Annotated in this window: 16 protein-coding genes and 4 pseudogenes; 5 read left to right on the top strand and 15 right to left on the bottom strand. The window is 59.3% G+C overall.

Features of this window, described 5'->3' with window-relative positions; translation table 11 throughout:
* Position 1: 1 nt before the first annotated feature.
* From metK to NKJ11_RS19145, 4 genes are all read right to left on the bottom strand, one after another.
* Positions 2-1,174 (bottom strand): methionine adenosyltransferase, encoded by a 1,173-nt coding sequence (gene metK / locus NKJ11_RS19160; RefSeq protein ID WP_023812683.1) that lies wholly within the window; start codon positions 1,172-1,174, stop codon positions 2-4.
* Positions 1,175-1,227: 53 nt separating this feature from the next.
* Positions 1,228-2,565 (bottom strand): serine hydroxymethyltransferase, encoded by a 1,338-nt coding sequence (gene glyA / locus NKJ11_RS19155; RefSeq protein WP_352793999.1) that lies wholly within the window; start codon positions 2,563-2,565, stop codon positions 1,228-1,230.
* A gap of 27 nt (positions 2,566-2,592) precedes the next feature.
* Positions 2,593-2,922: an ArsR/SmtB family transcription factor gene (locus tag NKJ11_RS19150; protein ID WP_352794077.1), complete on the bottom strand. Its 330-nt coding sequence runs from the start codon at positions 2,920-2,922 to the stop codon at positions 2,593-2,595.
* A gap of 264 nt (positions 2,923-3,186) precedes the next feature.
* Positions 3,187-3,519: a recombinase family protein gene (locus NKJ11_RS19145; RefSeq protein ID WP_352793997.1), complete on the bottom strand. Its 333-nt coding sequence runs from the start codon at positions 3,517-3,519 to the stop codon at positions 3,187-3,189.
* Positions 3,520-3,929: 410 nt separating this feature from the next.
* Here NKJ11_RS19145 and NKJ11_RS19140 point away from each other — a divergent pair, with 410 nt between their 5' ends.
* Positions 3,930-4,232: a hypothetical protein gene (locus NKJ11_RS19140; protein ID WP_023671839.1), complete on the top strand. Its 303-nt coding sequence runs from the start codon at positions 3,930-3,932 to the stop codon at positions 4,230-4,232.
* A complete protein-coding gene (locus tag NKJ11_RS19135; RefSeq protein WP_352793995.1) occupies positions 4,229-4,705 on the top strand; it encodes a PIN domain-containing protein in 477 nt (158 codons plus the stop codon). The genes NKJ11_RS19140 and NKJ11_RS19135 overlap by 4 nt, the downstream gene beginning before the upstream one ends.
* 790 nt (positions 4,706-5,495) lie before the next feature.
* On the opposite strand, the gene NKJ11_RS19130 is transcribed toward NKJ11_RS19135, so the two are convergent.
* The 5 genes and pseudogenes from NKJ11_RS19130 to NKJ11_RS19110 all read right to left on the bottom strand — a co-directional run bounded on the left by NKJ11_RS19130 (position 5,496) and on the right by NKJ11_RS19110 (position 8,873).
* Positions 5,496-5,990 carry a MaoC family dehydratase gene (locus tag NKJ11_RS19130; protein ID WP_352442323.1) on the bottom strand — a complete coding sequence of 165 codons (495 nt, stop codon included), beginning with the start codon at positions 5,988-5,990 and terminating at the stop codon, positions 5,496-5,498.
* A gap of 399 nt (positions 5,991-6,389) precedes the next feature.
* Positions 6,390-6,842 carry a bifunctional hydroxymethylpyrimidine kinase/phosphomethylpyrimidine kinase gene (locus tag NKJ11_RS19125; protein ID WP_502905804.1) on the bottom strand — a complete coding sequence of 151 codons (453 nt, stop codon included), beginning with the start codon at positions 6,840-6,842 and terminating at the stop codon, positions 6,390-6,392.
* Positions 6,842-7,438, bottom strand: a pseudogene (locus NKJ11_RS19120) (thiamine phosphate synthase); the annotation flags it as partial. The pseudogene NKJ11_RS19120 and the gene NKJ11_RS19125, both read right to left, overlap by 1 nt.
* A pseudogene (locus tag NKJ11_RS19115) lies at positions 7,435-7,682 on the bottom strand (thiazole synthase); the annotation flags it as partial. The pseudogenes NKJ11_RS19115 and NKJ11_RS19120, both read right to left, overlap by 4 nt.
* A 33-nt stretch (positions 7,683-7,715) precedes the next feature.
* A complete protein-coding gene (locus NKJ11_RS19110) occupies positions 7,716-8,873 on the bottom strand; it encodes a porin (RefSeq protein ID WP_352793991.1) in 1,158 nt (385 codons plus the stop codon).
* A gap of 1,005 nt (positions 8,874-9,878) precedes the next feature.
* Between NKJ11_RS19110 and hemN the strand changes: the two genes are divergently transcribed.
* Positions 9,879-11,240 carry an oxygen-independent coproporphyrinogen III oxidase gene (hemN, locus tag NKJ11_RS19105; protein WP_352793989.1) on the top strand — a complete coding sequence of 454 codons (1,362 nt, stop codon included), beginning with the start codon at positions 9,879-9,881 and terminating at the stop codon, positions 11,238-11,240.
* A 176-nt stretch (positions 11,241-11,416) separates the two neighbouring features.
* Here the strand turns inward: hemN and NKJ11_RS19100 are convergent, their stop codons facing one another.
* The 4 genes and pseudogenes from NKJ11_RS19100 to NKJ11_RS19085 form a co-directional block, all read right to left on the bottom strand.
* Positions 11,417-11,608 carry a hypothetical protein gene (locus NKJ11_RS19100; RefSeq protein WP_023727257.1) on the bottom strand — a complete coding sequence of 64 codons (192 nt, stop codon included), beginning with the start codon at positions 11,606-11,608 and terminating at the stop codon, positions 11,417-11,419.
* Between the two features lie 426 nt (positions 11,609-12,034).
* Positions 12,035-12,931, bottom strand: a complete 897-nt coding sequence (locus NKJ11_RS19095; RefSeq protein WP_352793987.1) for an NAD(P)/FAD-dependent oxidoreductase — start codon at positions 12,929-12,931, stop codon at positions 12,035-12,037.
* Positions 12,932-13,067: 136 nt separating this feature from the next.
* Complete coding sequence (locus tag NKJ11_RS19090) at positions 13,068-14,723, bottom strand: MFS transporter (protein WP_352793985.1); 1,656 nt, start codon at positions 14,721-14,723, stop codon at positions 13,068-13,070.
* 367 nt (positions 14,724-15,090) lie between these two features.
* A pseudogene (locus NKJ11_RS19085) lies at positions 15,091-16,071 on the bottom strand (IS1595 family transposase).
* A gap of 83 nt (positions 16,072-16,154) precedes the next feature.
* On the opposite strand from NKJ11_RS19085, the gene NKJ11_RS19080 reads away from it, so the two are divergent.
* Entirely contained in the window at positions 16,155-16,391 is a 237-nt protein-coding gene (locus tag NKJ11_RS19080; RefSeq protein WP_352793984.1) for a DUF6471 domain-containing protein, read from the top strand.
* Here the strand turns inward: NKJ11_RS19080 and NKJ11_RS19075 are convergent.
* Entirely contained in the window at positions 16,381-17,241 is an 861-nt protein-coding gene (locus tag NKJ11_RS19075) for a hypothetical protein (RefSeq protein ID WP_352793982.1), read from the bottom strand. The genes NKJ11_RS19080 and NKJ11_RS19075 overlap by 11 nt on opposite strands.
* Positions 17,242-17,319: 78 nt before the next feature.
* Here NKJ11_RS19075 and NKJ11_RS19070 point away from each other — a divergent pair, with 78 nt between their 5' ends.
* Complete coding sequence (locus NKJ11_RS19070) at positions 17,320-17,991, top strand: hypothetical protein (RefSeq protein ID WP_352793980.1); 672 nt, start codon at positions 17,320-17,322, stop codon at positions 17,989-17,991.
* A 412-nt stretch (positions 17,992-18,403) separates the two neighbouring features.
* On the opposite strand, the pseudogene NKJ11_RS19065 reads toward NKJ11_RS19070, so the two are convergent.
* Positions 18,404-19,592 (bottom strand): annotated as a pseudogene (locus tag NKJ11_RS19065) (IS3 family transposase).
* Positions 19,593-19,739: the final 147 nt, after the last annotated feature.

The following is a 19,739-nucleotide window of genomic DNA, read 5'->3' as shown; positions in this document are numbered from 1 at the left end:
TTCACGGGGCGGCTAGTCCTGCCTCGCGACGCAATTCGTCCGCCCTGTCTGTCTTCTCCCAGGTGAAATCAGGCTCTTCACGGCCGAAATGGCCATAGGTGGCTGTATTGCGGTATATAGGGCGCAAGAGATCAAGCATCTTGATAATGCCTTTCGGTCTGAGATCGAACAACTCAAGAATGAGGCGCTCGATCCTGCTTTCCTCAACCCTGGCTGTCCCGAACGTGTTGACCATGACGGAAACCGGACTGGCCACGCCGATTGCGTAAGCAAGCTGCACCTCGCACACGTCCGCAAGTCCGCTGGCGACGATGTTCTTTGCGACATAGCGGGCTGCATAGGCAGCTGAGCGGTCAACCTTGGACGGGTCCTTGCCCGAGAAGGCGCCGCCGCCATGACGACCCATCCCGCCATAGGAATCGACGATGATCTTGCGTCCAGTGAGACCGCAGTCGCCGCGCGGCCCGCCGACTACGAACCGCCCCGTCGGGTTGACCAGAATTCTGATGCCTTCCGTCTCCAGGTGGGTCGGCAGGACAGGCTTTATGATTTCCTCAATGACGCCCTCGCGGACAGTCTCTTGCGAGACCTGCTCGTCATGTTGCGTCGACACGACGATGGTATCCAGGGCGACCGGACGCAACCCCTCATAGCGCACTGAGACTTGGGATTTCATGTCAGGACGCAACCAGCCAAGCTGTGCCTTCCGGACATACGCCTGCCGTTTCGTCAAGCGATGAGCGAGCTGGATCGGCAAAGGCATCAGGGTATCGGTTTCGCGGCATGCGTAGCCGAACATGAGGCCCTGATCTCCCGCTCCCTGCTGGAGGTCTTGCCCTCTTCCCTCGTCAACGCCTTGGCTGATGTCGGGCGACTGCTCGGTGAGGGCATGGACGACGGAGCAACGCCGGCCGTCGAAGCCGACGGCCTCGTCGTCGTACCCAATGTCGAGAATCGTGTCGCGCGCAACTTGGCTGTAATCCACCTGGGCATCGCTGGTAATCTCGCCAGCCAGAACGACTATCCCTGATTTTACCAACGCTTCACAGGCGACGCGCGCCTTGGGATCTGTGCGGAGGATGGCATCGAGGATGGCATCCGAGATGTTGTCGGCCAACTTATCCGGGTGCCCCGCGCCAACTGATTCGGAAGAGAACACGAACTGCCTAGCCATGAATACCTCGCTTCGGGTGTTGGATGTGGTATGGGCATTTTGCTTGGCCCACCTTACTTGTCGGAGATGCCCGGGACCTCGAACGCAGCGCACAAGTCGGCAACGTCTCTTCGCACGCAGGCATGGAGATCTTCGTCGTCTGGCCGCTGGAGGACGGAGTCAATGAAGCCAGCAATTTGCTCCATTTCCACATCGCGCATGCCCATTGACGTCACTGCTGGTGCCCCCAGGCGAATTCCGCTTGTGACCGCCGGATCCCGCGGGTCGCCAGGCACCATATTAAAGTTTGTGATGATTCCTGCCTTTGCTAGTCGCTCGGCATAGGCCTTGCCCGATAGTGGCCGATTGCGAAGATCAAGGATCAGCATGTGATTGTCCGTCCCCCCGGTCACCAGGTCATGACCTCGCTCAAGCAGTGCATGTGCCAGAGCCTTGGCGTTCTTGACCGTCTGTTGGCCGTAGCTTCGGAAGGACGGGTTCGCGGCTTCGTGCAAGGCAACTGCTAGCGCAGCGATAACATTCATGTGGGGCCCGCCTTGCAGGTGAGGGAAGACCGCCCGGTCTATTCGTCTGGCGAGATTGTATTTGCTCTTTGGATGATACAGGGCCTGATAGCGATCTTCGTTCCTTGACAAAATGAAACCACCGCGGGGACCGCGGATCGACTTGTGGGACGTGCTGCTGACCACGTCGCAATGGCGCACGGGATTCGGGTGCGCTCCTGCGGCAATCAGGCCGCTGATGTGCGCAATGTCGGCTACGAGATAGGAGTTCGCTTCCACGGCGATTTCTGCCATTGCCGCGTAGTCAAAGACACGTGGGTAAGCAGTTCCGCCGACCCAAATGAGCCGCGGCCGTTCCCGCTTGGCTGTCTCGCGCAAGCGGTCATAGTCAATCTGCTGTGTCTTTTCATCTAGTCCATAGGGGACGCGTTGATAGTCAGTTCCGGAAAAGTTGATGGCCCAACCATGAGTCAGATGGCCCCCTTCCGGAAGGGGCAAGCCCATCACTTTGTCACCGGGGTTCAAAAGCGCACGATAGACAGCCTGGTTGGCCGGCGAGCCGGAATAAGGCTGGACGTTGGCATGCTCGCTGCCAAATAATGTTTTTAGGCGCTCAATGGCTAGGCTCTCAAGCTCATCGACGATCTCGTTTCCCGCGTAGTAGCGCGCGCCGGGGTACCCCTCGGCGTACTTGTTCGTGAAAATCGAGCCGGTCGCTTCCAGAACGGCCGAGGAGGCAAAGTTCTCAGAAGCGATTAGTTTGAGCGTCGTCCGCTCCTGCCGCTCCTGTCTCAGAAGCAGCTCGTGAACGCGGCGATCAACCGCGGCTACGTGAGACCGCCCGGAGGTGTCGGGCTGCGCAATGGCGCCGGCGGCGGAATTGTCCATGGCAGTTCGCGCTCCAGTTGGATTGATCTATTTTACGATCAAGCAGGCAGTCCCCTTCGGCCGCGTGTCTCGTACCGCTTCGAGCCGCTGCAGGTCCTGTTTATGATAGCCGTCGCGATGGGGCAGGAGATCGACCAATAATTGAACCAGCCCGCCGTCGTTGGATCCTGCGTTGAGATGGTACGAGCGCCACGGACGGTGTTCGTTGCAGCAAAGAAAATCGGCTCTGGCGAGCAGCCGGACGTGTCGCGCAACCCGCTCTCGGCACACGCCCAGAATCTCCGCTAGCTCGCAGACAGTTAGGTCCGCATGCGCACAAAGGCCCAGGATTCGAAGGCGGTCTGGATGCGCTGCCATGCGTAGGCGACTAACCAGTGTCATCATGGCTCAGGACCAAGTCCTGCCGAATTTCTCATTTCGCGTTCTCCACAGAAGTTGCAGATTTCGAAGGATGTCCAACGAGCGGGCAAATCTCGGTGGCCGTGACGACCGTCGATATCCTGTGTCGAACAAACAAATGTGCGCTCTTCTTGCCTTTAGCCGAAATTGCAGGCAGGTCGGCGAGTCGAAGACAAGCGGGGCCACGGTTTGGAACCACTGACCTCAGACGTTGCAATAAGCCTACCATTCACAGCGAGCCGGAGTTGCTAAGAGTCTATGAATTTCCTTGAAGGATCTGTTGCAACGTTTGCCCAGCCGGGCCTGCTCCCGGTTTGCAGCGGTCATGGTCAGGCGATCCATCGCCTCTGCGAGCACGATCAGGAATTTGCCCTGCATCGCATCGCTGATCAGCTCCTGAAGGCCGGGACGCAACAGCGACGCGCCGCAGATCGCGCGGTGGGTATTGCTGTGGACGACTGTCCAGCCTTGCTTTTTCAGCACGCAAGCAGCAGAGCCGCAACTGATCCTCAATCGAGGCGTCTCGGTGATTGTCAGTTGAGTAGCGAGCGCCAAGCGCGACCTTCATGAGGCGGCCCCTTACTCCGGGACGCGGTCTCGCGTTTGGCTATCCGTTTCGGCTTGAACGAAATCCCGTGCGGCCTGTGGCGCCAGCAGCCGGACCAGATTGACGAAGCGTCGATCGGGCTTCGGCGACGCAGGCACAGCCCTTCGCGGCCGCGCCTGCGACCACACGAAGCTATTCGGCTGTTGCACGTTTCGGTCGCGCTATGATCGCGTTCCTGTCCTGACGCGAAATACTCCGTTTCGCGACAATGATGCCAATCACAGTGCTTCGACAAGATGGAAATTGTTTTTGATCAATAACGCGCCTCGCGCAGGAGCCAGTGCTGGCCGATGACGGGGCACCTTGTGCTCCGAAGAAGCCAAGGCTATATATCCGGATAGAGAACCGGAGGCACGCGATGGGCAACACTGCACAGAAGAGAGCCATCGAGAATTATCGCTCTCGCCTGGCTGAGCGCGGCATCGCGCGGTTCGAGATCCAGGCGTTCGACGCAGACCGCGATCTACTGCGAACTCTTGCCCGAAAATTAACGGAGAGCGGGCCGGATGCCCGACAGCTTCGTCGGACCATACAGCAAGCCGTGGCGGGTGAGCCACCGAAAGCGGGCAGCATTCTCGCCGCGTTGCGTCGCTCGCCTCTGGTTGGCTCCAATCTCGACCTCAGCCGGCCGCGCGAAGAGGGGCGCAAGATCGACCTGTGACGCGCTACCTTCTTCATACCAATATCATCAGCAACGTCATAAAGCCGGAGCCTTCGGGCTCGTTGCTGGCCTGGATGGGCGCGCAGAAGGACGAAGACCTCTTCATTGCTTCGCTTACTGTCGCCGAAATTCGCCGAGTCATCCTAGAGAAGCCGAAGGGGAAAACGCGCAGCAGCCTTGAAACTTGGTTCGAGGGCTCCGAAGGCCCGCAAGCGCTGTTCGCTGGCCGCGTGCTATCGTTCGACGAGAAAGCCGGCCTCGTGTGGGCGCGGCTGATGGCCAACGGCAAAGCCAGAGGCCGTTCGCGGAGCGCCCTAGACACAATCATTGCCGCTGTAGCCGAAGCCAACGAGTGTGTCGTAGTGACCGACAATGGAAAGGACTTCGAGGACGTTCAGATAATCAACCCGCTCCGTAGCTCTGGAAGCCAAGCGGGTGATGATAGCTCCAACGGTCCGGCCGATTCAATTTGAGGACTTCAGCGGCACGGAGTCCGAACGTCTCGTGTTCGCCTACCTTTAGCGATGGCTGGATTGATCTTGCTTAGTTCGGCCAGGGACGTCTCTTCCAGTTCCGCTTTAATGCCATCCCGGTTCATCTAGTCAGCTCGATCAACCAACAACTCGCACGCACGAGCGCCGCGGACAAGGCGCGATCGCAGGGACTGCGCGATACGCGTGTCGAGCTCGTCCATCTTACACTCGCTCTCGTCTTCGAAGGCCTCTCGCCAAACGCCACTGTAGTCGATCCCGCGTGCGGCTCGGGGGCCTTCTCATCGAGGCTTTCTCGCGACTGGTCTGGCGCGCTACCAATGGCAAGTTCGCCCGCCGGGAACTCGTCGGTCTGTTCTCCCAGCTCTGGGCGTCCACATCAACTGCGGAGCTCTTGGCATCGCCGTGTTCTGCCTCTAGCTGGCAGCTCTCGAGCTCGACGAGCAGCCGATCAGCGACACCCGCGACCTCAAGTTCGACCCGGTTGACTCGATAACACCCTATTGGCAGATTCAGTCGGGGAGGATCTGCCCACTCCGATCACAAGCCGATCTTTCGACCCCGTGGTCGGGAATTCTGCATGGACCTTCGTGAAGAAGGAATGCAGCGCCGAAAGCCGAAGCGCTTCCGATACATCGATGCGAGCCCCGATTAGGCATTCCTGCCACTCTATCTAGCCGACCCCCGTGGCCGCGTTGCCGATCGGTGCGCACTGGTCGCCTACATCGCCCCGGCACGTGAAGATCGTCTCTGCTGACGCTCGTTGAGCAATTCAGGCCGCCTCCGGCTGGCGTTTGATCAGCGTCAGCGTCAACCAGCGCGCGGTCAGCGCCGGCTTTTTCGAGCCCTCGATCTCAATCGTCACGCCCAGCGCCGTCTGCACCCAGCCCGACGGCCTGACCTTGACGTCGGCCAGTACGAAACGGGTGCGGATGCGCGATCCGGTTTTCACCGGCGCCAGGAAGCGCAGCGATTCGAAGCCATAGTTGACACCCATCTTGCAGTTTTCGAGCGGCCGCATGGTCTGGAAAGTCATCGCCGACAAAAGCGAAAGCGACAGGAAGCCATGTGCGATGGTGCCGCCGAACGGCGTCTCGCGCTTGGCGCGCTCCGGATCGCAGTGGATGAACTGGTGGTCATCGGTGGCCTCGGCGAACTGGTCGATCATCCGCTGCGAGACCACCCGCCACGGCGACACGCCGACTTCCTTGCCGACGCTGGCCAGAAGTTCGTCGAGACTGATCGGTTCCACGCTAATGTCCTCCATTTCAACCGTCCGAAGCGCGACGGCTTCATTCCGTGAACAGTGTCAGCCCATGCTGCACCGACTGCCGGCCATCCATCGGCAGGATGGCCCCGGTGAGATGACTGCCGTCACAGCTGCACGAATAGAGCGTTCCGCCGGCAATCTCATTCGGCGCACCGATGCGGCCGATCCGAACATGGCTGCAGACGAGCCGGCTTGTAATCGGTCGCGGTGCGCGTCCTGCAAGCCGCCGAAAGCAGCTCGTCTTGCTACGGATGATCATTCCGCCGGCGCCGCTATGCGGTATTGTCGCAGATTGATAAAATCAATTGTCTGGATAGGAACCATCCGTGTCTCGAATGGTGGAGGAGTAGTCCAGCAGACGGGGTGGCTTGTGGTCCTTCTTGAAGCGCGCCGACCTCATTGGCCGCTAGCTCTGAGCCGGCAAGAAGCGCCAGTGTCGACACGGCAAGCGGCATCAGATGCTACTTCATGATGCGGGATGGCGCTTGCTTCAAGAAGCGCTCGGCCTGCCGTGGAAGCCAGCACCGGATCTGGATTGTCGATATGCGCCCGATATTCGCGCAGCACAGCGGCAACCGCAGCGACGATGATCTCAGCCGTTGCGAGCATGCCAACCTTGGTGCCGGCCACTCTGTTAGCTTGAAGCGCAGCGCGCATTTGATCCGTCACCAGACCGGGTTGCGTAACTTGGATTTCCAAGGCGTCTTCCTGGGTTTGCACCGTCAGCGCGCTACAGCAAAGGCAGGTGCGCACGTCAAGGCAAGCGATCGTCTCGATCTCGCGGGCAATTCCAGCCCCACCGCGGGAATCTGAACCGACAACAACGAGCAGATGCGGTTCCCGCCCCAGCGCCATTGTTCTGTCTTTCGATGCATTCTCGCGTGCGCGCTTCTGGGGCGTCGTTCAGCGCAAAGTCGGTGACCACGGCTGCGCTTTCCGCGCCAGCCTGGAAAAACGCCTTCGAGCCCGTCAGGTTGATGCCGCCGATGGAGACCAATGGGATCGGCGCGACCTGGTGCTTCCACTCGCTGATCTGCTCGAGCCCTTGCGACGCCCATTCATCTTCTTGAGGCTAGTTGGATAGATGGGCCGAGCGCCACATACTCCGGCTCGGCCACTGGCGCCGTTTCCAGTTCGGTGTGATCGTGGATCGAAAGGCCGAGCTTCAATCCGGCGTATTTAATCGTCAGCATCGGCGGCAGCCAAATCCTTTTGACCAAGATGGACGAAGTCGCAGCCTTCCTCGATTGCCGTGCGCCAATTGTCGTTGACGCTCACTTGGCAACCATGGACCGCGCAGGCGTCGTTCGCGCGGCGGATTTCCGTCTGCAGTCCTTTCTCGTCCATATCCTTTATCCGGAGCTGCAGCAGACTCACGCCGAGCGGCGCCAGCCGGTCAACCCAGCCGGCACGTCGAAATTCAGATAGAAGGGATCGAGCTTCATGAGAAGACGGCCCTGCCGACCGTCGGTGAGTAGCGCGGTTCGAGCATTCCAGTGCTAGCTTCACGAATGGCATCGACCGCCCTTGCCGAACGCACGCGCCATGCCGACCGGATCGGCCGCCCTCGGGACCGCCGTGTTCAGGAGCACGGCGTCAAACCCGAGCTCCATGACGGTCGCCGCGTACGACGGCCGTCCGAGCCACGCATCCACAATCAAACGGAATGTAGGGGAAATGTCCGCGCATCAACTGGACCTCGGAGCTCAACGCTTCATCGCATTAGAATGAGCGTTCGAAACGCAGGATACCGCCGACACTGCTCTTCTTGTTGGCATTGGCCCAGTTCACTTCGGAAGCTTTCACCTTTCCGACGGCGGAGCCTCCGTAGCGGTCGTAGTCGAGTTCAGCCGTAACTGTGAAATCTGGAAGAAGCGCATAGGCGACGTTCGCAGCGGCACCATAGTTCTTGAGCTGATCACCCGAGAGCTGAAGGTTGAACGAAGTTGTCTCGTTGAGCTCGTAAGCGGCGCCAGCCCAGAAAGCCCAGTTCCCGCCCCAAATCTTATAGAAGCCGCGACCATGAGCGTCGATCGCGTTCATGGAGTCGTCGTTGAGCTTGCCATTGGAACCGTAGCCGAACATTCCGAACAGCAACAGTTCGTCGGTGACATTGATGTCGACACGGACCTTGACGGCTACCGATTCGTAGTTGCTATCATAACCAGCAACGCCGGTGATCCCTCCCCAGCCATGTGTGTATTTCAAGCCGCCGACTATGTGCGGAGCGTAGTTGTCGATTGTGCCCACCACGCCTGAGCCTTCTTCGAGCGAAACCACGGCCGAAAAGCCGTTCGCGGCGTCGAAGTAGTACTGGACCACATTGGTATCCAAAGCGCCGTACGGAACCGGCGTCTGGTTGAGTACGTCACCCGCGCCGCCAATAAACATGTCGAAGGCCGACCAGTCCTTACCAACTCGGAGGCCACCAAGCTGAATCCAGGCGAAAGTCAAGATGCTGTCTCCGTTGAAGGCATAGGACCGAGAACTGTCCGAAACCGAAGTGTGGCGGTTACCGAAATTCACGCGGGTTTCGGTGTAGGTCTTCAACGTGCCGAGTTCGGTCTCCTGGCCGGTCCAAGCTTTCAGTGTGAAGCGCGTGTTGTTTTGCCATGTACCCTGATCCTCACCAGTCCTCACATCTGAGGTTCTTGCGTGGTAAAACAATCCGACATCGCCCAAGCCCACGTAGTAGCTAAGATAGCCGCCGATGCGCAGGCAGGTCTCGGTGCCTGAAATGTAGACGTAGCCCGAGCCGTAGACGTCGCAGATCTTGACGTACTCAGTCGGGTCAGGCTCGGCGACGGTGGTCACCGCGCGAGCGTCGGAAACGGCGATCAGTGCCGCAGTTGAGCCGAGGAGGAGGCTCCCAATGGTCATTGTTGATCTCCGTCTAAATAGTAAAAGGAATCGAGACCGATAAATGATTTTTGCTAAGCAAACGATTGATAGCGCATCAAGCTGAATTCTGGGAGTGTTGCTGCACCTGTCGTGCTAATGCTCAGGAGAAGTTAGAATGTGATTGAGACTTGTTGTCACTATATTAAGTAGTTATCAATCCCAGGCGGTCGTACAACAGTTTTGTACAATCACCCTTTTCACCTCCGCGGCGGGCCTCACAAAGGGTACTACTGCAAATGACGTGCCACCCTGACGACCCAGCTGCGGCTTGAAGCTCAACTATGCGGGCGCACCTTGGTTCGCGCTTCCGTTCTTTTGCCTTGCGGATCCACCCAAGCACGAACGGCAAACGTTTCGGCTACGGTTCGTCTGTTCGCTTCGGGACAGTTTGGCTTAATGGCGACGGCATTGTTTGCTTGAGCCCCGCCGTTGAGGCATCATGCGGCGGCCACCGCTCGGTACGACGCCGTCACTTTGGCGAGCTGATGGTCGATAACCACGCGCCGCAGCCTTGCACCACTGAGTCGGTAGGCGCCAGCCTTGGCATTGCGGCGGACCAGACGGTCGCGTCGAGCAGGTTTTAGTGCTGAAAGCGGCGCGCCACAGCTAATGCTTCTTGCCAGCAATTCACACAACGAGCTCATCGAGACGGCAGAGATCATTATGGGCGGCGCTAGCTGGCGTGCAAAGTCTGGACCCAACTCCGTATTGTCTCATCGGATGCGGCATCTGCGCTCAGAAGAATCTCCCACGCGCAGATGAAGGGAAGGGACGGTGGAACAAAACGGTGCGCGTGAGGGTTTCGGCGGGAACACCATCGTCAGTTGCTGACCGAGTGCGCTCAGACCATCGCTGTCCAGCCAAGACTGAACGGCGCCCATTGCTAAAAAATTTCGAGCCCAAAGCGGAACGGACTGACATAGCGCAAAGACGCAGGCGAGCGCAGCGGTAAGGTTGGATGTTATCAGCATGGGACGGTGACCGTTGCAGACCACGAAATTTCGAGAGGCCCGGCTGCCTTGGTACACTATCTATCCGGCTGTGTCGGAGTTCTCCGGGGCGGTCGGCGCCGAGGCTTATGAGGAATGGCTCAGGAACCTGCCGGATGATGATCCGGTGTCACTCTACCTGCACGTTCCGTTCTGCCGATCAGCCTGCTGGTATTGCGGCTTCCCAACCACCATCACCCGCCATGATGCGCCCATCCTCAACTATCTGGCGGCGCTGCGTGACGAGATCCGTCTGGTTTCGGAGCGAGTGCCGAAGACGCTGCCCGTGAGCGACATACATTTCGGCGGCGGAACGCCGTCTCTCATCGGACCAGCCGAGTTCCTCGCTCTGATGGAGTTCCTGCGATGCCGCTTCGCCATCTCGAAAACAGCTACGGTCGCCATCGAGATCGATCCACGCACGCTCACGCCCGAGATGGCGGAAGGCTTGGGAGCGGCCGGCGTGAACCGCGCGAGCCTGGGCGTACAGAGCTTCGATCCCATTGTTCAAAAAGCGATCAACCGAATCCAGAGCGAGGCCCAGACGTCGGCTGCCGTGGAAGTGCTGCGCCGGCATGGAGTAAGCCGCATCAACTTCGACCTCATCTACGGCCTGCCGCATCAAACGGTGGAGTCGTGCGTCGAAACAGTGAGGGCGGCGGTCGCCATGCGCCCCGACCGGCTTGCCTTGTTCGGCTACTCGCACATCCCATCCCAAGTAAAGAATCAGCGCCTCATCGAGGCGGAATTTCTTCCCGACAGCGCTGCCCGCGCTGAACAGTATGCGGCTGTCGCCGTGACGCTGATTGCCGCCGGCTACCGACAGATCGGGCTCGACCATTTCGCCTTGCCGGACGACGAGCTCGCGCTGGCACAGGAAACAGGTCGCCTGCGACGTAACTCGTTGGGCTACTCGGCCGATACCTGCAGAACCCTGATCGGTTTCGGCGCGTCGGCTATCGGCCGCATCGGCCAGGGATATGTTCAAAACGAAGTTACACGGGATTCCTACATCCAGCACATCGCAGCTGGCCGACTGGCTACATCGAAGGGCCATCGCCTCACAGACGACGACCGCGTGCGAGCCGCAATTATCGAGCGATTAATGTGCGATTTCGAGGCTGACGTGCCGGCAATCTGTGTCGCCCACGGATCTGATCCGATCCGTCTTCGCGGTTCAGATGAGCGTTTGGCGATGCTGGCCAAGGACGGAATAGTGGACTTCGAAAACGGTTTTGTCCGCGTACGGCGGGAGCATCGCTTTGGGATTCGCGCTGTCGCTGCCGCATTCGATGTTTTTAGGGATGGCGTTACGTATATCCCGCAGCAGCTTAATGCGATGCAAAGCACGACATAGTCCGGCATCAATGTCTCCGCTTGGAACCGCCGGCCTACTTGCCACGCCGGCCGGGCGCTGGTCTGGCAAGTGGGCTTTCCGTTTGCCAATGCGTTCGTTCCCGGCCCTCACGGGGCGGCGAGTCCCTGCCGTGAGCGCCTCACCCGCGAGGCTACATGGCGGCCGTGGAGATTACCTCAGCAGCGGCGCCCGATCGGAAACCTTAGCACCTCAGCGCTTTGGCGTGGCTGCTTGAACTCTTCGACGGCAACCGCCTCAATTAGCAGGTCCAAGGCTTCGCGGCCCCTTTGACTCATCGGGTCATCCCCACAAAGGTAATCATACGCTCGATCTAAATGCACTCGGGCGGCGGAAAAATCGCTTGTCATATCATAGAACCCTCTCTACCCGCCCGCATTGCCGTCTACGAGGTGAAGGTAGTGCAATCGTCAATATATACAGACAAATTTGAATTAAATCGGAGATGATCATGGAGGCCGAGTTCCCTGACCTGATGCCGCCATCGAGCCCGCCGACGACCACTCGCTGGCGCTCGGTCGGTTCATAAATGCCGAGCACCCCGTCCCGAGACCACCTCTGACCTCCCTCCTTCGATGCTAGACGCAGCGCCGGGAGCTAATCGGCAAAGCCGCGTGTGGCGATTTTGCATAGCGGGCGCAGGCGAATCGCCACGCCCGTCCAGCATGTCCGATGCCGCGTAGGCCGCCAGGATCCCTGAGCGGAGTGCATGCACGATCCCGCGTGATGACAGTGGATCGGCACAGAACAGGCAGTCGCCCGCCGCGACCCAGCGGTCACCGGCGGCGGGATCGATCGTTGCGGTTCCCGCCGCCTTGATCATGCTGGCGGTCTCGATTGCGTTGGGCGGCACGAGCGGCGCGATGGACTGCGTTGCGGCTAAAGCGCCAATGTCCGGCTTTGCGCAGTTCGCTGCCCAGATCCGGATCGGTGAGGCACGCGCAAGTCGGCGCTGTACCACCAGCCTTCGGGACGCGCCTCGACGACCATGCTGCAATCGCCCGGTGCGCGGTCGAAAAAAGCGTGTGTAGGCGGCAAGATGTCCGTGCATGGTGAGCTTGGCGCCGAAACATCGCGCCAGCCTCCAACTGCGACCGGTCGCCCAAACCACGGCGGGCAACGATAGCTTCATCGGCCAGCTTGAGCAGCCAGCCTTGATCGTCGCGCACTGCCGAACCCACGGCCGAGCCAAACCGCGTGTCCACACCTGCCGGCTTGGCCGCCTGCACCATCAGCCGGTCGAATCGCGTCCGGTCGAGCTGCCAGCCGGCACCTTGAGCGGAAAACATGCCGTGCCGCTCGCTTGGAACTTCATTGGCCCACACCGAAACAAGCGCACGATTTTCAACGAAGCCGGCCTCGGCGAACGGCGTCCAGACACCAAGCTGACGCAGCAGCCCATTCGCTACTGCCGGCAGCACCTCTCCCGGCTTTGGCCGATCATGCCTTCCTGCTTCCAGCAACAGCACGCTCCGCGCGGGTGCATCGTTGCCAACGCCAGTCCGGATGTGGTCGCTGCCGAACGTGATCGTCTCAGCGAGTTGGCGGGACAAAATGCCAACCTCAAGATAACGTTGGCCCGGATCGGCGAGGCGGACTGAGGAAGACTTTAATTTCAAAAGGTGACACGCGGCAATAGTCGCGTGCCGCTGTAGCCCCAGGCTCCGCTTCACCGTGCGGACCGATCGGTCGCACTCTCAGCCTGGGGTTCTTCTCTGCCGCCCATCATCGAATTTTGGTGGATTGTCCGTCTCCCGCACCGGTTTGAGCGCGATAGACAAGAATCGCGTTTTCTGTGCCGGCCGGGCTTCAATGACGGGGATGGCGAAAAGCTGAGTGCTCGGGCTTGCGGGCCGAGCTTGTCGGTCGCTCGATGGAAAGTGTCATCTGAGGCGCTTCCTCTCCCGCGTGCAACTGGAAGACACGCTCGTCCAGTTCCTTGTCCACTTCCGTCAGACGATGATTGAGGCGAAGGTAGTCCGTCCAGGTCGGCGTGCGGAACGTTTCCGTCCAATGCATAGGCTTCTGCAGGTTCCGCTGGAGCGTCCAACTCCGAGCACCGACCCGGCTGTGTACATGACGCCGCTGCCGCATGAGGTCGAGGAAAGCCTCGAGATTTATCTCGGCTATCAGATATTCGACCTTGACCACGATCGGGCCGCTTCTCGGCTTCAGATTGAGAGCGACAGCCGGGGCATCGAATTCCTCCAGAGGATCGGGCTCTGAGTCGCGGCGCTCGCGAAGAGGAAACAGAACGCCGGCTGCAGCGACGAACATCAGGGAGGCAGCGGAACCCTCAAGCGCCAGGGCCAGCGAATGGTTTTCGGCCACCGTGCCCCACACCCAGCTGCCGAGCGCGATGCCACCATCTATCAAAGCATAGTAGATCGAGATGGTGCGCCCCACGACCCAGCGCGGGCTTGCCAGCTGCACGCTCACACCGACCCCTGACCAGGCGGTGACCCAACCCGCGCCGCCCAAAGCGAGTGCAATTGCCGCCACCCCGATCGAAGTTGTCAGTGCCAGGGAAAGTGAGCACGCCGCGCAGGCGACGCAGGAGAGCCTCATCAGCCGCTCCTGCGACAAGCTCCGTCTGAACAGGCTGTTGGAGAGGCCAGCGAAGACGGCTCCGGTCCCGAAGCCGGCCATGAGCGCGCCATAGGCGAGCGGGCCTCCTCCCAGCTGATCGCGGACAACCACCGGCAGCAGCGCGAGTATGGCGATGCTCGCCAAGCCAAAGAGGGTTCCGCGCGCGATCGCGGCCTTGATTTCCGATGACATCGCCGTGAAGCGCAGCCCGTCATAGATCGCCGTCCTCATCGACTCGCGTGGAAGAGGGGAAGAACGAACCTTCCACTTGCAGCGCCAAATAGTGGCCAAGGGTACGAAATAGGTGAGCGTGGTCACCGCGAATGCCGCCATAAGGCCAAACGAGGCAACTACAATGCCGCCGAGCGCCGGGCCCACAGTCCGGACGGTATTGAATCCAACAGAAAGCAGGGTGACGGCAGCGGGAACATCTCGTCGATCCACAATATCGCCAACCGACGCTTGCCAGGCCGGATCGTTGAGAGCACCGCCGCTTGCGATCAAGAAGCTGAAGCCGAGGATCATCCACGGACTGACAAAGCCCAGCGCCACCGATGCGGTCAGCATCGCGGAGGCAGTCACCATAAGGCACCGACCGGCGAACATCACCCTGCGCCGGCTGAAATTGTCGGCGAGAGCTCCGGCAAAAACGGACAAGACGAAAGCGGGCAGGTTCGATGAAGCCTGAACCAACGCAACCATCAGATCGGAAGTCGAGATCGTTGCCATCAGCCAGCTGATGGCAACAGTCTGCATCAACCAGCCGAGGCTTGAAACCTGCGTGGCGAGCCAGATCGAGCGAAAGGTGGGCTGCAGAAGTGGCCCAAAGGTCGTTGGTGCAGCCAAATCTTCGTGTGATCCAGCCACCCTACTCATTTTGCGAACCTTTTCTTTCCGTTATTGTCGCTTCCCATGTAATCTAGGCTGAACCGTGGCGGCTTAAGAATAGATGGCCCATTTGCCTACGACGAATGTGGCCACAGTTCCTCCTGACCAGTTGTCAGGCGGCCGGGACGCAGAAATGGGCCGGCTCACTCGCATTCGACGACATGTTGGTGAGCCGGAATTCACATGTCACGCTAGCGACTGAGCGAATCGAGGACCAAGACGCGCAGGGCTATCCGTCTTGCCGTTAGGAGACTTCAATCGCAAGGCCTACGCGAAATATTATTCTTCCAATTCGCCAATATTCGAAATAATCGACTCATACATTTGGTTGCAGGCAAACAATATTTCTCTTCGGTTATTCTGCTCTTTGCCAATATCCAGCCCATACGCGGCTCACGGAATGATTGAGCGCGCCACCAAGCAGGGCATAGGCATTGCCGCCATTCGACCGGCGACGGTGATCTTCAAGCCATGCGGCGTGATTGGCGTACTGGTAGAGGTACCCGTGCGAAACGTGGTGGTGCTGGCCAGCGACCATCCGGCGAAGGCGGCTGAAATAGCTTTCCACCATGTTAGTATGCTTGCCGTGGCCGTCGCTGTAGCTTTCCGAGTGGTTGATGCGCGTCGAAGCGTAATCAGCCTCCAGCGCGTCCCAATGGTTCGCTTCGTCAGCGAACAGCTTGGAACCGGCCAGCATGCGAGCGCGGGCGATTTCGACACCTTCGGCCTCGCGATTACGGACGAACGTCAAGGTGCGGCCAGCGCGCTCGCGCAGGGCGATCACAACGCGGCGACGGTCTGACTGGTTCTCCTTCATGCGGCGGTCCTTGCGGTCCTCTACGCGGTTCTCAGGGCGCACCACGCCGCCGAAGTAAGCGCCGTCAATCTCGACTTCGCCTTTAAGGGTTTCGTTCTTGGTTTCAGCAGACAGGGCTTCGCGCAGCTTGTGAGCCAGCACGAAGGCGGTCTTGTATTGAACGTCCAGATCGCGAGAGAACTGGACCGCCGACATGCCCTTGGCGCCGTTGACGAACAAGCAGATCGCGGCGAGAAGATCGACAAACGACAGCTTGCGCGAGGCGAAGATCGTGCCGCTCGTAACCGAGAACTGCGCACCGCAAGCGGCGCACTTGAACTTGCGACGGGTCGGAATGTCGTAATGATCCAGGCACCCGCATTTCGGGCAAACAGGCTCGCCTTGCGTCGAAGCCCAGCGAAGGCGCTTGAACGTGTCGTAAGCCTTTTCCTCGCCACCCTAGTAAATCTCCTTGAGAGAGAGGGTGCGGCTTTCGGCGGAGAGGAGAAAGTGTTGGGCATTGTCATCATATCCGGGGATGTTGTTCACCGTATATGCGGAATTGTATCGCCAAATACAAGGGCCTATATCATCGAATGTGATTGTATTTTTGAGGCGAGGCTATGGCACGCAAGGACGACCCGCAGACCGTTGAATACGAGACGAAGGCCAAGAACCTTTTGAAGTCAGAATTGAAGCGGAAGGGCGCGACCTATGCGCAGCTAGCAGAGAAGCTTGCGGGTATGGGCATCCATGAGACGGAACGGAATCTAAACAACAAGATCAGCCGTGGTGGGTTTACGGCAGCCTTCCTGCTTCAATGTCTCGATGCCATCGAGACCAAAGAGATCAGGACGTAACTGTATCCGGCACGATGCGGCTATTAAATCTTGAGACCAATCTCATGTGTGTCTCTCGCGCGTTGAACAAATAGGCATAGAGAGTAAGAAATTCATGCCGGATCTGGTCATCCGGGAATTGAGGCTTTCTGTCGCCCAACCAACCGGGCGCGAATTGATAGGCGCTGACGGTGAATATCTCTCCCTCGGCGTTGATGAAATTCCGCATCGTATGACTGTACGACCGCAAATAGCCTTCAATTTTTTGCTTGGCCGAACGCCATTGCTCCCACGTAGTCCATTCGCCATCAGCAATCTTGTTCATAAACGTGCGAGCGAGTTCTAAATCCCCGTTCGCCTTGTCAGCCTTACGCAAAAGTCGAAGGCTGGAGTAGGAATCGCTGATGTTCCCGACTGCGCGGTTGTAGATGTCCATTTTGAACTGAATGGAACTGAGCGCGGATCGCGTGTGTTCCTCGAATATGTCGAACTGTGATCTCAACTCGCCTATTCCTGTGGCCGCCTCGAAAACCTGGCCAATGTTTTGGTCTAGTTGCGCTGGGTTAGGATTGATCGACTTTGATTGCCTATAGGCTTCGTATCGGACCAGCGCAGCGAACACTGTCCCGGCCACGAGAGCAATCACTACAACGCTTGCCAGAGCGAGGAGAAACCACCCAGCCCAACCATACTGGCCTACCCAACCCAGAACCTTATATAGGGCTGCGAACACGGCTACGCCTGCCGCGATAAGGTAAGGCCACAGGCCGAAATAACTGAGCGCCCAGCCCACGCCGCCAACCGCTTGTTGACCAAGCGAGATTCTGGACTCGACTTTCGAAAGATGGTCCTTCGTTTGCATGGGCGGCAACTAAGCATTCCTAGTGCCGGTTGTGGAGTCGCTACTTCTCCCGCAAGATGAATGCTTGTGCATTCTGGGGGGATTGCGATGCGGTTTCTATTCCTTGCGCTGTTCATGGTGCTAGCCACCCACGTAAGCGCGCAGGAAGCCCAAGGGGTGGCCGGTGAAAGCCCAAGCGTAGGAAAACCACAACCCGCCGCCACAGATGACAGCGCCGCAAACGGCAAGAACCAGGGATTCCCGGTCACGATTGTAGAATCCCCGGAACAGGCTACCCACTCCGAGGATCGCGAAAAGGACTCCGCTAGTCACGAGGCCGCCGATTTGGAGGCCCAACGCAGGGCCGCTGATGCCGCTGAGCGAAGCGCTGCAACCGCTGAGCGGCAGGAGATACCGGCATGGACCCAAATCTGGCTCGCCATCGTTGGGACGGTAATTGCGATCGTTGCGCTCTTTATCGGGACTTGGAACTCCATAGTCGGAATACGCACGACGAGAGCGCAGTTGCGCGCCTATCTCTCAGTTTTTAATTTCGACTCCGTGGTAACCGACAAGCCCGAACCGGACATCCGTGTTCAAGTCACCTTCAAAAATGCTGGACAGACACCCGCGCAAAACGTTCGCGTCAACATGGAATGGGAATTGGCTCCTCCGCCCTTCCAAGAGGAGAAGCACTTTGCTGCCATTGTGACTGTCGATGGGCGCGGCTCCGTTGGCCCTGGCATGTCTTTCTTTGCAGCATCCCGACAACAACCCTGACAGACCCGACAGGATGATTACTCGGGAAACGCTCTCCGATTTGGTCGATGGCAAGCTCAAATTTTGGATCTTTGGCGTCATTGAGTACCAAGACGTTTTCCGTCGCGAGCAACGAACCCGGTTTCGCTATGTAATGACCCTCACTCACGACAACGTAGGCTTCAGCCCTTGCGAGTCCGGCAACGAGGAAACCTAGTGCGGCCAGCACCGCCCGCGCGATCACAGCGCCACCCCTTGGTTTTCGGGGTTTGGTGCGTTTGCTACATAAGACCGCACAAGTGCATCGCCATGCCTGACTGGCAGTGCGCTTCGCCGCAGGAAGAGTCCCGTTACTTTCCCGGCCTGGCAGGGCAGCTTGTCTCGGCGCCGCTGAATTCCGATCTGCAAAGCGGCCTGACCTTGCCCCCAGTTTCTATCCAATTTTGAGTTCGTTTCCGGCGTGGGTTGTGCCCTGCTGGGCGGGTGAAGCGACGGTCGTTGGCGCGGAGCAGTTGGCATAGCGGAGCGCGAGCGACCGTCGCGGATTGAAGGTGCTGGCGAATTCGGCCGGGGTCTGCCAGGCGATTTGGGAGTGCGGACGCGCGGTGTTGTAGTCGGCGCGCCACAGGGCGGTTGCTACGCGCGCCTGGGCCAGCGAGGTAAACAGCGTCTCGTTGAGCAGTTCATCGCGCAGTCGGCCGTTGAAGCTCTCGATGAAGCCATTCTGCATCGGCTTGCCGGGCGCAATGTAATGCCATTCGACGCGGTTCTGATCCGCCCAGGAGAGGATGGCGTTCGAGGTGAACTCGCTGCCATTGTCGCTGACGATCATCCTCGGCCGGCCGCGCTCGGCAATGAGCCGGTCCAATTCGCGGGCAACCCGCATGCCCGAGAGAGACGTATCAACGATGAGTGCCAGGCACTCTCTCGTGCAGTCGTCGACGACGGCCATGATGCGGAAGCGGCGCCCGTCGGTGAGTTGGTCCGATACGAAGTCGAGCGACCAGCGCTCGTCGGGCCTCAGCGGCACCAGCATCGGCGCCCTGGTCCCGATCGCCCGTTTGCGGCCGCCACGGCGGCGAACGGCGAGCTTCTCCTCCCGATAGAGCCGGAACAGCTTCTTGTGGTTCACGACCAGGCCCTCCCGCCTCAGCATCACTAGAAGACGCCGGTAGCCGAACCGGCGGCGCTCCTGCGCGATCGCCTTCATCCGCTCGCGAACCTCGCGGTCATCCAGCCTGCTGGTCTCGTAGCGAACCATCATGCGGCACAGCCGATGGCTTTACACGCCCGCCGTTCGCTCATCCCAAAGCCTTCCTTCAGGCGAGCGACAGCTTTCCGCTTGGCCGCGGGCGTCACCATTTCTTTCCCACAAGATCCTTCAACGCGGCATTGTCGAGCATCGCGTCGGCCAGAAGCCGCTTTAACCGCGTGTTCTCGTCCTCCAGCGCCTTAAGTCGCCGAGCCTCGGAGATATCCATCCCGCCGAAGCGGGCCTTCCAGTTGTAGATCGAGGCGTCGCTGACCCCGTGCTTGCGGCACAGATCGGCAACCGACACCCCGGCCTCGTGTTCCTTCAAAATTCCGATGATCTGCTCTTCAGAGAAGCGGTTACGTTTCATGTCCTGGTCCTCTCGATGGGCCAGAACGAACTTCAAACCGGATTAGATCAGAGGGGCAAGGTCAGGCCTCATCCCGTCACGCCTTGTGAAAAAAGGGCAGGAGGGCTACGGCTTCCATTTCAGCGTCAGCCGCTGAACGCTTGAGCC

This window comes from Mesorhizobium sp. M0243 (assembly GCF_040321775.1).
Classification (GTDB): Bacteria; Pseudomonadota; Alphaproteobacteria; order Rhizobiales; family Rhizobiaceae; genus Mesorhizobium.
This window is presented reverse-complemented; position numbering and strand designations above follow the sequence as displayed.